Below are 12,332 nucleotides of genomic sequence, written 5' to 3'. Positions count from 1 at the left end.
GGGCGGTGCTGGGGGCGGTCGGTCGGGTGGCCCGGGTGGCGGCCCGTACGGCGGTGCCGGCCGTGGCCCGGCGTGGGACTCGGCGGGCGGCGTCGCGGGACGGCGGTCGGGCGGTCCCCCCGGCGCCCCGGGGGGCGGCCTGGGCGGTGCGCTGGGTGGTGTGCTGGGTGGGCTGATCGGCCGTGTGAAGGGCGGGGGCGGCAAGGCAGGGGCCAAGGGGGACCTCGTCACCGACATCACCGCCTCGCTCGTCGTCTTCCTCGTCGCCCTGCCGCTGTGCATCGGTGTCGCCGTCGCCTCCGGCGTGCCCGCCGAGCTCGGGATCATCTCCGGGGTGATCGGCGGTCTGGTCGTCGGCGCGGCGCGTGGCAGTACGCTCCAGGTCAGCGGGCCGGCCGCCGGCCTCGCCGCGCTCGTGTCGGAGACCGTCGCCGAGGTCGGCGTGGCCATGCTCGGCGTCATCGTGCTGTTCACCGGCCTCCTCCAGATCGTCCTCGGACTCGTGCGGCTCGGCCGGATGTTCCAGGCCATCTCGGTCGCCGTCGTCCAGGGCATGCTGGCCGGCATCGGCGTGCCGCTGATGTTCAGCCAGGCCTATCCGATGGCCGACGCCAAGGCCCCCGGCACGGCGATCGAGAACATGGCCGGCATCCCCGCACTGCTGGCCGGCATCCTGACCGACCCGCAGGCGATGATCGCCACCCTGCTCGGCGTCGTCACGATCGTGCTCAGCTTCCTGTGGAAGAAGGTGCCGGGCCCGGCCGGGAAGGTCCCCGCCGCGCTGGTCGCGGTAGGCATCGGCATCGTGGTCGCCGCACTGCCCGGCGTGGACGTGAAGACGCTCCAGGTGGGCAATCTGCTCGCCTCCGTGTCGCTGCCCGGGCCGGAGCAGTTCGCCGGGCTCGCGGACGGGGCGATCATCACCGCCATCCTCACCTTCACGGTCATCGCGTCCGCCGAGAGCCTGTTCACGGCCGCCGCGGTGGACCGTATGCACAGCGGCCCGCGCACCCGCTACAACACCGAGCTGATCGCCCAGGGCGCCGGCAACACCGTCGCGGGCATCCTCGGCGCGCTCCCGATCACCGCGGTCGTGGCCCGCAGTTCGGCCAACGTCCAGGCCGGGGCCAAGACCCGGCTCTCCCGCACCCTGCACGGCCTGTGGCTGCTCGCGTTCGCGCTGCTGCTGCCGCAGGTGCTCGCGCTGATCCCGATCTCGGTGCTCGCCGGTGTCCTCGTGCACAGCGGCTGGAAGCTGTTCGGGCCCGCCGAGTTCCCGAAGATGTGGCGGCAGGACAAGGGCGAGTTCGCGGTGATGACGCTGACCACCCTGGTCATCGTGGTGACCGCGCTGCTGGAGGGCGTGCTGATCGGCCTCGCCGCGGGCATCGTGCTGGCCGCGCTGCGCATGTCCCAGACCGCGATCCGCCAGCACGTCGAGGACGACACGGCGAAGGTCGTCATGGCCGGCAACGCGACGTTCCTGCGGCTGCCGAAGGTGATCGAGGCGCTGGAGGCCGCCGCCGCGGCCGGGAAGCCCAGGATCCGGCTCGACCTGACCGGCGTGACCCATCTGGACCACGCCTGCCGCAACCAGGTCGAGGAGTTCACCGCCCAGCAGCGGGGACTGGGGCTGCGGGTGGAGCTGCTGATGCCGGGGGAGGCGAAGCCGGCCGGAGAGCGGGGCGCGGCACCCTCGGGGGACACTCAGGCACCGCTGCCCAAACGACCTGTCACGGCGATGGCCGAAGAACCATGGGGCGAAGCAGCGGGGGAATCCTCCCCCTGGCCCACCGCCGACGCCGAGTGGTTCTACCTCGACACTCGTCCCCTCCCCGACGACCAGCGGTCGAGCCCGGTGGGCTGACGGAGCCGCCAGCAGCCGGTGGGCCGGGCCCGCCCCGCCCCCACGCTCCCTCGTAGGCTGGATCACGGCCACCGACGGAGGGAGCCTGCCATGTCGGGCTGGAACACACAGGACATCCCGGACCAGAGCGGCCGCGTCGCCGTCGTCACCGGCGCCAACAGCGGGATCGGGTTCGTCACGGCACGGGAGCTGGCCCGCAAGAGCGCGCGGGTGGTGCTCGCGTGCCGCAGCGAGGCCCGGGGGAACGCGGCCGTGGACCGGCTCCGTGCGGAACTGCCCGAGGCCCGGATCGAGCTGGGGCGGCTCGACCTCGGGGATCTGGCCTCCGTACGGGAGTTCGCGGCCGGTTTCCCGTACGAGCGGCTGGACGTGCTCGTGGACAACGCCGGGGTGATGGCGCTGCCGTACGGGACGACGGCGGACGGCTTCGAGACGCAGTTCGGGGTCAACCACCTGGGGCACTTCGCCCTCACCGGCCTGCTGCTGCCCGCGCTGCTCGCGGCGCCGGGGGCCCGGGTCGTGGTCGTCTCCAGCGGGATGCACGCCCTCGGCAACATCGACATCAACGACCTCAACAGCGAGCGGCGCTACCGCCGCTGGATCGCCTACGGCCGGTCCAAGACGGCCAACCTGCTGTTCACGCACGAGCTGGCACGCCGGGCGGCGGCGCACGGCACGGACCTGGTGGCGGCCGCGGCCCACCCCGGGTACGCGGCCACCAACCTCCAGACCACCGGACCGCTCGCCGAGGGACGCCCGGCCGCCGAGCGGCTCGTGCGGATCGCCAACCGGGTCGTCGCCCAGCCGGCCGAGGCGGGCGCGCTGCCGATCCTGTACGCCGCGACAGAACCCGGCGTGCGGCCCGACTCCTTCACCGGCCCGCGCATCGCCATGTGGCGCGGGGCGCCCGCACCGTCCTGGCGGGCGCCCTGGACCCTCAACGACGCGGCGGCGCAGCGGCTGTGGGCCGCGTCCGAGGAACTGACCGGGGTGACGTACGGCGCCCTGACGGCATGACGCTCACAGCGGCACGGCCACCGCGTCGAACGTCGTCTCCGGCGTCTGCGGGCTGGTGAAGCGGGCGTTGACCAGGTAGAGGCGGTCGCCGTGACGGGCGGCGGTGGTGGGGACGTCGAAGCGGGGGTCGGTGATCGTCCTGGTCAGCCTGGCGGTGGCGGCCTTCCGGCCGAGCTCCCAGACGGTGACCTTGTTCAGACGGTTCTGGACGACGTACAGCGTGCGGCCGAGGCGGACCAGGCCGTCGCCGCCCGCCACGTCCGGCGCGCCCTCCAGCACGACCTTGACGGCGTGGCCGGTCCCGAGGTCCACGCGGTACAGCTGACCCGCGTTGACGACGATCAGCCCGCGTCCGCCGGGCGTGGCGACCAGGCCGTTGGCGCTGTTGGTCCCGGCGGGCGCCTGCACCCACTCGCCGGTGAGCGGCAGCGCGCGGACCTCGCCCCGCCGCCCGCGCGGCACACCGTGGAGGACGGCCGCACGGGAGTCGGTGAACCAGGCGCGGTCCTCGTGCAGGACCACGTCGTTGATGAACGGCGCGGCGTCCCGGGTGAGGTGGTAGGTGGTGAGCAGCTCGCCGGTGCGCGCGTCGACGATCCTAGCGGTGCCTGCGGCGCCCCCGGCCACGTACAGCAGGCCGTCACGGTCCAGCTTCAGGCCGATGGACGCGAGACCGGCGGTGCCCTGGTGCAGCACACCGCCCCTGCCGGTGCGCAGGTCGGTGCGGTAGATCGCGCCGTCGGCGCGCGAGCCCATGTACGCGTACGGCCTGCTGCCGATGGTGATCCCCTCGGGGAGCCAGCCGTCGGGCAGCGGGAACTCGGCCGGCCAGTCGGTCCCGGGGGCGGCCTGCGCCGTGCCGGTGGTGCCGGCGGCCACCGCGAGCGCGGCGACGGCCCCGCCGAGCACGCTCCGCCGGGACGGCCGGGGGTGGTTCCGAGTCATGGTCGGGCCTCCGTGGAAGGAAGGTGGGGGTGTGACTCGATGAAACGCGAAGGCCTCCCGGCACGGCAGTCGAACCAGCGAACTCGACAGCAACTCGACAGCCACGCCCGGCAGTTGCTCAGTAGACGATCGACACGATCCGGCACACGGCCCCGGCGAGCCGCCGGTCCCCCTCGACCCGGGCCCGGGCGAGAGCGTCGGCCGGCCGGAGACCCCGCGTGCACAGCCGCCAGGCGGTCTCCGGGTCCAGCTCCACGGTGGCTGCCGCCGGGCGACTGCCGGGATCCTCCGCCAGGGACCAGCCGTCCGGCCCGGCGGTCACGGTCCAGGCGCCCCCTCCCGGCCCGGGCACCGTCACCTCCACCCGCGTGCCGGCCGGGGCGGCGGTGTCGCGCAGCGTGTGGGGCAGGGCCCGCATGAAGGTGTCCAGGACCAGGGACAGGGCCCGCGGCTCGGGGTCGGTGCCCAGCCCGGCCGCGTGCCGGATCTGCTGGCGGTGCGTCCAGTACTCGGTGTACTCCCGCGCACAGTCCAGCCACATCGGCGCCGGGTCCGCCCCGGCCCAGGACACGCCCAGGGACGGCGCGTCCAGGTCGGCGTGCGCGAAGCGGCGGGCCAGTTCGGTGCCGGCCTCCTCCAGGGCGTCGACGAGCGCGGCCGGGTCCATGTCCCGGTGGCGGTCGACCCACTCCTGGTTGGCGCGGTGGATGAACGCCTCCAGGGTCTCTCCCGGCGCGAAGGCGCCGAACTCCCGGCGGCCGAGGCGGGCGCGGTAGTCGCCGAGGACGTGTACGGCGACGTCGTGCACGGTCCAGCCCGGCACAGCCGTCTCGCCCCACTGCCCGGGCCTCAGTCCCCGCAACAGGCCCAGCAGCGCACCGAGTTCCGGCCCGAACAGCGGGCGGGCGTCGATCGGGGCGCCGAGCCGGGAGAGGCCGGGCCTGTCGTTCGGCTGCGCAACCATGGCCCCAGCCTGCCAGGGGACAAGCAGGAACGCCCCTCCGGGGAGGGGCGTTCCGAGCCGGGCGTCCGCGTTCCTACGCGGTGCGCACCTTGTACGTCGCGACCTGTACCTCCTCGTCGTCCAGGCACTGCCCGGACGCGAGGTCGAAGCGCTGCTTCAGCAGCGGGGAGGCGACGAACGGGCGGCCCTGGTGGGTGCCGGTCAGGCCGCGGGAGAGGACCGCCGCGCCGGTGAACGGGTCGCGGTTGTCGATGGCGAACAGCTCACCCGTGCGGTCCCGGAAGACCGCCGCCTGGCGGCCGTCCGGCAGCAGTGCCGCCACCCCGCGGCCCGGGAGCAGCATGCTGAGGTCGCAGACGGTGAACCAGTCGCCTTCCAGAGCGAGTTCGACCTTCAGATCGGTGGTCTCGGGAGCCAGGGTCATCGCTGGGCGCTTCCTTCCAGTACGTCTTCGGCGGGTCGCATGCCGATGGACAGCAGCGGCAGGTCGGGTTTCATCTGGTCGCGCTCGGGCACGAAGGCGACGACCGGGTCCGGGGTGTCCGGCGCGTTCACGAAGGACACGAACCGGGACAGCTTCTCGGGGTCGTTGATGGTCTCGGCCCATTCGTCGCGGTAGTGCGCGATGTGCGCCTGCATCAGCTTCTCCAGCTCGTCGCAGATGCCGAGCGAGTCGTGGACCACGACGTCCCGCACGTGCTCCAGGCCGCCGGGGATCCGCTCCAGCCAGGTGGAGGTGCGCTCCAGGCGGTCGGCCGTACGGATGTAGAACATCAGGAACCGGTCGATCAGGCGGACGAGTTCGGCGTCCGACAGGTCCTGGGCGAGCAGGTCCGCGTGGCGCGGGGTGGCGCCGCCGTTGCCGCCGACGTAGAGGTTCCAGCCGTTGGCGGTGGCGATCACGCCGAAGTCCTTCGACTGGGCCTCGGCGCACTCGCGCTGGCAGCCGGAGACGGCCGACTTCAGCTTGTGGGGCGACCGGAGCCCGCGGTAGCGCAGCTCCAGGTCGATCGCCATGCGGACGGAGTCCTGGACGCCGTAGCGGCACCAGGTCTGGCCGACGCAGGACTTCACCGTGCGCAGCGACTTGCCGTAGGCGTGGCCGGACTCGAAGCCGGCGTCGACCAGGCGGGCCCAGATCAGCGGCAGCTGCTCGACGCGGGCGCCGAACATGTCGATCCGCTGGCCGCCGGTGATCTTCGTGTAGAGGCCGAAGTCGCGGGCGATCTCGCCGATCACGATCAGCTTCTCCGGGGCGATCTCACCGCCCGGGATGCGCGGGACGACCGAGTACGAGCCGTTCTTCTGGAGGTTGGCCAGGAAGTGGTCGTTGGTGTCCTGCAGGGCGGCCTGCTCACCGTCCAGGACGTAGCCGCTCGCGCCGATCGCCGGGGCGAGGGAGGCGATGATCGAGCCGACCGCCGGCTTGCAGATCTCGCAGCCGTCGCCGCCCCTGGCCTCCTCGCGGCCGTGGCGGTCCAGCAGCTCCTGGTAGCTGTTGATGCGCAGGGCGAGGACGATCTCGTACAGCTCCTCGCGGGTCTGCGCGAAGCAGCCGCACAGGCCCTTGTCGACCTCGATGCCGCCGGCCTCCAGCTCGGCGTTGACGAGCTGGCCGAGGACCTTGACGCAGGAGCCGCAGCCGGTGCCGGCCTTGGTGCACTTCTTCACCTCGGGCACGGTCGTGCACTGGTGGTCGGTGACCGCGCCGCGGATCGCGCCCTTGGAGACGTTGTGGCAGGAGCAGATGATCGCGTCGTCCGGCAGCGCGGACGGGCCGAGCTGGGCCGGGGCGCCGGCGCCGGCGGGCAGGACGAGGGCCTCGGGCGCGACCGGCGGGACCGATCCGGTGAACGCCTTCAGCGTGCCGTACGCCTCCGCGTCGCCGACCAGGATGCCGCCGAGGAGCGTGCCGTCGCGGCCGATGACCAGCTTCTTGTACAGGCCCGCGCGGGAGTCGGAGTAGACGACGTCCAGGCAGTCCTCGGCGGTGCCGTGCGCGTCGCCGAAGGACGCCACGTCCACGCCGAGCAGCTTCAGCTTGGTGGACAGGTCGGCGCCGGTGAAGGCGGCCTCGTCGGCGGCGATCGTCGCGGCGGCCGTCTCGGCCTGTTCGTAGCCGGGGGCGACCAGGCCGTACACCCGGCCGTCGGCGGCCAGCGCGCACTCGCCGATCGCGAACACGTGCGGGTCGTTCACCGTGCGGCACTGCTCGTCGACCGCGATGCCGCCGCGCTCGCCGACCGTCAGGCCGCAGTCGCGGGCCAGCTGGTCGCGGGGGCGGACACCGGCGGAGAACACCACCATGTCGGTGGCCAGTTCGGAGCCGTCGGACAGCTTCATGCCGGTCACGGCGCCGTCCTCGCCGACGACGATCTCCTGCGTGCCGACGCCCGTGTGGACGCTCAGGCCCATCTCCTCGATGGTGCGCAGCAGGGCGGCGCCGCCGCCCTCGTCGACCTGGACGGGCATCAGACGGGGCGCGAACTCCACGATGTGGGAGGTGAGTCCGAGGCCCTTCAGCGCGCCCGCGGCCTCCAGGCCGAGCAGACCGCCGCCGACCACGGCACCCGTCGTCGCGTTCTTGGCGTACTCCTCGATCGCGAGGAGGTCCTCGATCGTGCGGTAGACGAAACAGCCCTCGGCGTCCTTGTTCGGGACCGGCGGTACGAACGGGTACGAGCCGGTGGCCAGGACGAGCACGTCGTAGTCGACGACGAGACCGGAGCGGGCGGTCACCTGGCGCGCCTCGCGGTCGATCGTCTCCGCCGGGTCGCCGACGCGCAGCTCGATGCCGTGGTCCTCGATGAACCGCAGGTCCGTCATGGACAGGTCCTCGGGCGTCTTGCCCGAGAAGTACGAGGTGAGCTGGACCCGGTCGTACGCGGGGCGCGGCTCCTCGCAGAGCACGACCACGCGGTGCGTGGCGGTCATGCCGCGCTCGGCGAGCGCTTCGAGGAAGCGCTGGCCGACCATGCCATGGCCGACGAGCACGATCGTGGGGGTGTCCTTGGACATCAGGAGCCTCCGTCATTGGTAAGCAGGTGGAGCAGCGGGCCGCCGTCGGAGGGGAGCGGCTCTGCTCCCTCCCAGGCGCGTGCCAGCGCGCCGACGGTGCCGAGTTCGCCGACGAGGACCCCGCCGACCAGGCGGTCGTCGCGGACGACGACCTTCCGGTAGGTGCCGCGGGTGGCGTCGGTGAGCTGGACGACGTCGTCGCCCGGCAGCGCCTCGGTCTCGCCGAACGCGGCGAGGTCGAAGGGGCTGTCGTGCCCGTTCAGCGTGAGTCGGGTCAGGGAGCGGGTGCCGGTGTAGCGGGCGTCCGCGTCGCCGGCGAGCAGTTCCGCGAGCGCGTCGGCCTGTTCGAGTGCGGGAGCGGCGAGGCCGTAGAGGACGCCGTCGTGCTGGGCGCAGTCGCCGATGGCGTGGATGTACGGGTCGGAGGTGCGCAGCTCGTCGTCGACGACGACGCCCTTGCGGACGTCGAGACCGGCGGCCTGCGCGAGGCCCACCCGGGGGCGGACGCCGCAGGACACGACGACGAGGTCGGCGTCGAGCGCGTACCCGTCGGCCATCTCCACGGAGCGGACGGCGCCGCCGACGCAGCGCACGTCCCGTACGCGGCACTCGGTGTGCACCTCGACGCCCAGGTCGGTCAGGTGCCGCTTGACGAGCTTGGAGGCGGCCGGGTCGAGCTGGCGCTCCATCAGCCGCTCGGACTGCTGGGCGAGGACGACCTGGGCGCCGCGCAGGGCGAGCGCGCGGGCCGCGGAGACACCGAGGAGCCCGCCGCCGATGACGACCGCCCGCGCCCCCGGCCGGACCGCCTTGGACAGGCCCAGGCAGTCGTCCATGGTCCGGAAGGCGTGGACGCCCTCGGGCAGCACGTGGTCGGGGGTGAACAGGCCGCGCAGGGGCGGCAGGACGGGGTTGGATCCGGTGGCGAGGACGAGCCGGTCGTATGCGATCACCGTGCCGTCGGCGCACTCGACGGTGCGCTCGTCGCGGTCGATGGCGACGACCCGGCCGCGCGTGGCCTGCGCGGGCGCAGGCAGGGCGATCACCTCGGGGCTGTAGCGTCCGGCCAGCACCTCGGCGAGCAGCACGCGGTTGTACGGCGCGTGCTCCTCCTCGCCGATCAGCAACGCGGGCGTGCCGAGCTCACCGAGCCGCCGGGCGAGCCGTACGCCCGCGAGGCCGGTGCCGATCACCACCACACGCTCATTCGAGGTCATGTCCTTGAGCGTGCGGTGCCGGTGTTTCCCGGCAGCATCACGACTGTTTCCCGCGGGGAACGCTGCCCTCAGCGGGGGCCGGGGGTGGATGTGAGGGTTCCTGGAGTGCGGCGACGCCGGGCTGTGAGGACAGCGTCGCACGGCCGTCGCATAGGCTCCCGATCATGCCCGACATACCGCTGACCATGATCGCCGTGCTCTGTGTGGCGGCTCTCGCCGCCGGGTGGATCGACGCCGTGGTCGGTGGCGGCGGCCTCCTGCTGCTGCCGGTGCTGCTGCTCGGACTGCCGTCGCACACGCCCGCCGCGCACGCCCTGGGCACCAACAAGGCGGTCGCCATCGTAGGCACGACGGGCGCGGCGGTGACCTACGCCCGCAAGGCCCCGGTGGATGTCCGTACGGCGGTGCGCATCGGGCTGGCCGCGCTCGCCGGGTCGTCCGCCGGGGCGTTCTTCGCGGCCGGGATGAGCACCGACGTCCTCAAGCCGGTGATCATGGTGGTGCTGCTCGGGGTCGCCGCCTTCGTGATCCTGCGGCCCGCCTTCGGCACGGCCCCCGCGACCGGCCCGGCCACCCGCCGCCGGATCCTCGCGGCGATCGGCCTCGCGGGCCTCGGCATCGGCTTCTACGACGGTCTCGTCGGCCCCGGCACCGGCACCTTCCTGGTCCTCGCGCTCACCGCCGTGCTCCACCTCGACCTCGTCAGCGCCTCCGCCACCGCCAAGATCGTCAACTGCTGCACCAACGCGGGCGCCCTCGCCACGTTCGCCTGGCAGGGCGCGGTCCTGTGGCAACTGGCCGCCCTGATGGCCGTGTTCAACCTGGCCGGCGGCACCCTGGGCGCCCGCACGGCCCTGAAGCAGGGCAGCGGCTTCGTCCGCGTCGTGCTGCTGACGGTGGTGTTCGCCCTGGTGGGGAACCTGGCGTATGAGCAGTGGGTGGCTTAATTCCCTCCGATCAGGTCCCACCAGGACTCGAACCAGCCCCGGGTCTCCGCCACCCGGTCCTCGGGCAGCAGGTGCAGCGGGCCGGGACTCGGCCCGGGCACGTGGAAGTAGGACGTGAGCACGGTCCGGTCGTTGATCAGATACACCTCCGTGGGGGGCTGGGACGCGTACGTCCGGAGCTCGAACTCCACCTCGCTGTGCTCGCGCCTCGCCGTGTCCTCCAGCAGGTGCCGCAGTTCCTCGAGGTCACGGCTGCCCCCGTCGCCGCCCATGCACAGCACACGCACGCGGATCGAGGCAGGCGTCACGCCGCCCTCGGCGACCCGCGACACCTGTGGCCTCAGGGCCGCGAGCAGCGCCGCCGCAGTGGCGACCACCGCGTCGATGCTGACGTCGCGGGCTTCGAACGCATCACGCAGAGCATCGCCCAGTCCGGCATCCCGGCCCGGGCCGGGATCGTCCGGTACCTCGACGGGACGTGGGCCCCGGGCGATGACCGTGGTTCCGCTGCCCTGCCGGGACCGCACCAGTCCCATGGCCTCCAGTTCCCTGAGGGCTCGCTGCGCGGTTCCACGTGACACACCGAACCGTTCGGCCAGCATCTGGTGCGTGGGGAGCCTGCTTCCCACGGGGGGAAACCCGGAGAGGATCTCTTCCCGCAGCACCGCGGCCACGGCCAGGTACGCGGGGCGGCGCGGGGAGCCGTCGTCCGTGCCGGGAGCCGTCGTATGGGCGAAGGGGAGGGCGTCGGAGGCGATGGGGCGCGTCCCGTCCCCGGCGGACGTGAGCCGGAGCGCCGGAAAGTCACCGGCCGTGCGGAGCCCGTCCAGGTAGGTGGACACCTCTCGGCGGACGAGTGCCCGCACCGAGGTGATCTCCTGCCTGAGCCGACTGCCCTGGAGCGTGTCGCGGACCCCAGGGAGGAAGCGGAACTCCAGATACGCCGGGTCGGCCCGGTGGTACGCCTCCCAACGCTCCAGCAGCCCGCCCAGCGCGACCTCGGCGAGGTGCCCGTGGTCCGAACCGGGGAGCATGGCGCGGCGGACGAGGTTCATCACGGGGAGTGTGAGCGGCACGGCCGAGAGGTATCCCGCCAGCTCCCTGGCGACCGGGGAGGCGCTCTCCTCGAACCAGCGCACGGCACGCAGCGCGGCCCGGTCCACGTCATCGGCGGCCCCCGTCTCGTGCAGCTGGAGCGGCGGTTCGTCGGGAGCCTCGTCCGCGGACCAGTCCGCATCGAGTGGGAGACACGGCAGGCGGTGCCAGCGCCCGCTGCCGGAGACCAGCGAGGCGAGCACGGACAGCGCGTGCGGAGACACGTCGACCACCGGCAGGGCGGCCCTCGGGGCCGCCGGCGCACCGGGGTGCCGCCACGTGCGGCCGCGGGGCGGCACGGCAAGGCTCCAGGAGGCAGTGGGGGCGGCGGGACCGGTGGCGCGCATCAGGCAGGGGGCCGGCCGGACGGCACCGCGGCCCCACAGACGCTGGGGCAGGACGTTCAGCAGTGCCACCGCACGATGCGCGCACCACTGGCCGACGGCCTCGCGCAGCTCGGGCCAGAGCCACACGTCGGACACCGTGTCGGTGACGAGCAGGATCAGGCCGTGCCCTCGACCGGCGGTGACCTCCTGGGGACGGCGCGGTTCGCCCCCGGGCCTGGTCGACACGGTGATCCGCGCAGTCCGGCCCGTGTTGCCGGAGGTGTGCAGGAACCACGTCCGCACCGCGCGGAAGAGACCGGTCTGGGTCAGGAGCGTGCGCAGTTCGGAAAGCAGGTCGTGCCACAGCAGCATCGAGCGGTGTGTGTCCACGACCAGGGTCAGATCGAGCCATCGGTCCCGGGCCGGGCGCAGCACCGGCAACAGCATGTGATGGTCCACGCTGGCCGACACGGTCGGCTCCTCGTCCAGCTCCATCCGGTTACCGGGGACGCGGCGGCGGCCCAGGGGCCGGAGCGCACGCATCACGGCGAGCGGATCGTCCAGGGATGCGGCTCTGCGGACACGAACCGGCGTGCCGCGCTCCGGCTGGGAACCGGGCGAACGCTGCGGACCAGGCGCATCAGGTGGGCCGGGAGGCCGGGGAGTCGAGGACCCTCCCGTGTCGGGCCGGGGGGCGGTGAACAGGGCATGGCCCGCCGACGGGTCGGCAGGGGGTTTCGGCGGGGACGGCCCGGCGGGGCGAGGCCGCTGGACACCGTCCGTTCGGCCGGTCTCGGGGCCTTCGCGGCGGACGTGCTCCGAGCCTGCGTCCGGATGCGCCATGCACCGGGCCAGCCACAGGATGTCGGCGAGTTCCTCGGCGCCCGCCTCCGCTCCCGCGTCCGCGATGGCCCGGCGCAACCTGTCGATCACGGC

Annotated in this window: 9 protein-coding genes; 3 read left to right on the top strand and 6 right to left on the bottom strand. The window is 73.3% G+C overall.

The window, feature by feature from the left end:
• Positions 1-172 precede the first annotated feature (172 nt).
• Both CCL05_RS01885 and CCL05_RS01880 read left to right on the top strand, forming a co-directional pair.
• Positions 173-1,867, top strand: a complete 1,695-nt coding sequence (locus CCL05_RS01885; RefSeq protein WP_244204123.1) for a SulP family inorganic anion transporter — start codon at positions 173-175, stop codon at positions 1,865-1,867.
• Between the two features lie 90 nt (positions 1,868-1,957).
• A complete protein-coding gene (locus tag CCL05_RS01880; protein WP_086558709.1) occupies positions 1,958-2,884 on the top strand; it encodes an oxidoreductase in 927 nt (308 codons plus the stop codon).
• Positions 2,885-2,887: 3 nt separating this feature from the next.
• Here the strand turns inward: CCL05_RS01880 and CCL05_RS01875 are convergent, their stop codons facing one another.
• The 5 genes from CCL05_RS01875 to CCL05_RS01855 form a co-directional block, all read right to left on the bottom strand.
• Entirely contained in the window at positions 2,888-3,829 is a 942-nt protein-coding gene (locus tag CCL05_RS01875; RefSeq protein ID WP_086558708.1) for an SMP-30/gluconolactonase/LRE family protein, read from the bottom strand.
• A 118-nt stretch (positions 3,830-3,947) separates the two neighbouring features.
• On the bottom strand, positions 3,948-4,793 hold the full coding sequence (locus tag CCL05_RS01870) for a maleylpyruvate isomerase family mycothiol-dependent enzyme (RefSeq protein ID WP_086558707.1): 846 nt from the start codon (positions 4,791-4,793) through the stop codon (positions 3,948-3,950).
• A 73-nt stretch (positions 4,794-4,866) separates the two neighbouring features.
• Positions 4,867-5,217 (bottom strand): nitrite reductase small subunit NirD, encoded by a 351-nt coding sequence (gene nirD / locus CCL05_RS01865; protein WP_086558706.1) that lies wholly within the window; start codon positions 5,215-5,217, stop codon positions 4,867-4,869.
• Positions 5,214-7,811, bottom strand: a complete 2,598-nt coding sequence (gene nirB, locus CCL05_RS01860) for a nitrite reductase large subunit NirB (protein WP_086558705.1) — start codon at positions 7,809-7,811, stop codon at positions 5,214-5,216. The genes nirD and nirB overlap by 4 nt, the downstream gene beginning before the upstream one ends.
• A complete protein-coding gene (locus CCL05_RS01855; protein WP_086558704.1) occupies positions 7,811-9,028 on the bottom strand; it encodes an NAD(P)/FAD-dependent oxidoreductase in 1,218 nt (405 codons plus the stop codon). Before CCL05_RS01855 ends, nirB begins: the two co-directional genes overlap by 1 nt.
• Before the next feature lie 164 nt (positions 9,029-9,192).
• Here CCL05_RS01855 and CCL05_RS01850 point away from each other — a divergent pair, with 164 nt between their 5' ends.
• On the top strand, positions 9,193-9,975 hold the full coding sequence (locus CCL05_RS01850) for a sulfite exporter TauE/SafE family protein (RefSeq protein ID WP_086558703.1): 783 nt from the start codon (positions 9,193-9,195) through the stop codon (positions 9,973-9,975).
• On the opposite strand, the gene CCL05_RS01845 is transcribed toward CCL05_RS01850, so the two are convergent.
• A complete protein-coding gene (locus CCL05_RS01845; RefSeq protein ID WP_279629919.1) occupies positions 9,972-12,329 on the bottom strand; it encodes an SAV_2336 N-terminal domain-related protein in 2,358 nt (785 codons plus the stop codon). The genes CCL05_RS01850 and CCL05_RS01845 overlap by 4 nt on opposite strands.
• Positions 12,330-12,332 lie beyond the last annotated feature (3 nt).

Origin of the sequence: Streptomyces africanus, from assembly GCF_002150735.1 — a bacterium.
Classification (GTDB): Bacteria; Actinomycetota; Actinomycetes; order Streptomycetales; family Streptomycetaceae; genus Streptomyces; species Streptomyces africanus.
The sequence above is the reverse complement of the archived record's forward strand: the minus strand, read 5'-3'. Positions and strand labels throughout refer to the sequence as shown.

Coding starts and splice junctions, on each gene's coding strand:
- nirD (WP_086558706.1), bottom strand. CDS start 5,217: ATGACCCTGGCTCCCGAGACCACCGATCTGAAGGTCGAACTCGCTCTG.
- CCL05_RS01880 (WP_086558709.1), top strand. CDS start 1,958: ATGTCGGGCTGGAACACACAGGACATCCCGGACCAGAGCGGCCGCGTC.
- CCL05_RS01855 (WP_086558704.1), bottom strand. CDS start 9,028: ATGACCTCGAATGAGCGTGTGGTGGTGATCGGCACCGGCCTCGCGGGC.
- nirB (WP_086558705.1), bottom strand. CDS start 7,811: ATGTCCAAGGACACCCCCACGATCGTGCTCGTCGGCCATGGCATGGTC.
- CCL05_RS01850 (WP_086558703.1), top strand. CDS start 9,193: ATGCCCGACATACCGCTGACCATGATCGCCGTGCTCTGTGTGGCGGCT.
- CCL05_RS01870 (WP_086558707.1), bottom strand. CDS start 4,793: ATGGTTGCGCAGCCGAACGACAGGCCCGGCCTCTCCCGGCTCGGCGCC.
- CCL05_RS01875 (WP_086558708.1), bottom strand. CDS start 3,829: ATGACTCGGAACCACCCCCGGCCGTCCCGGCGGAGCGTGCTCGGCGGG.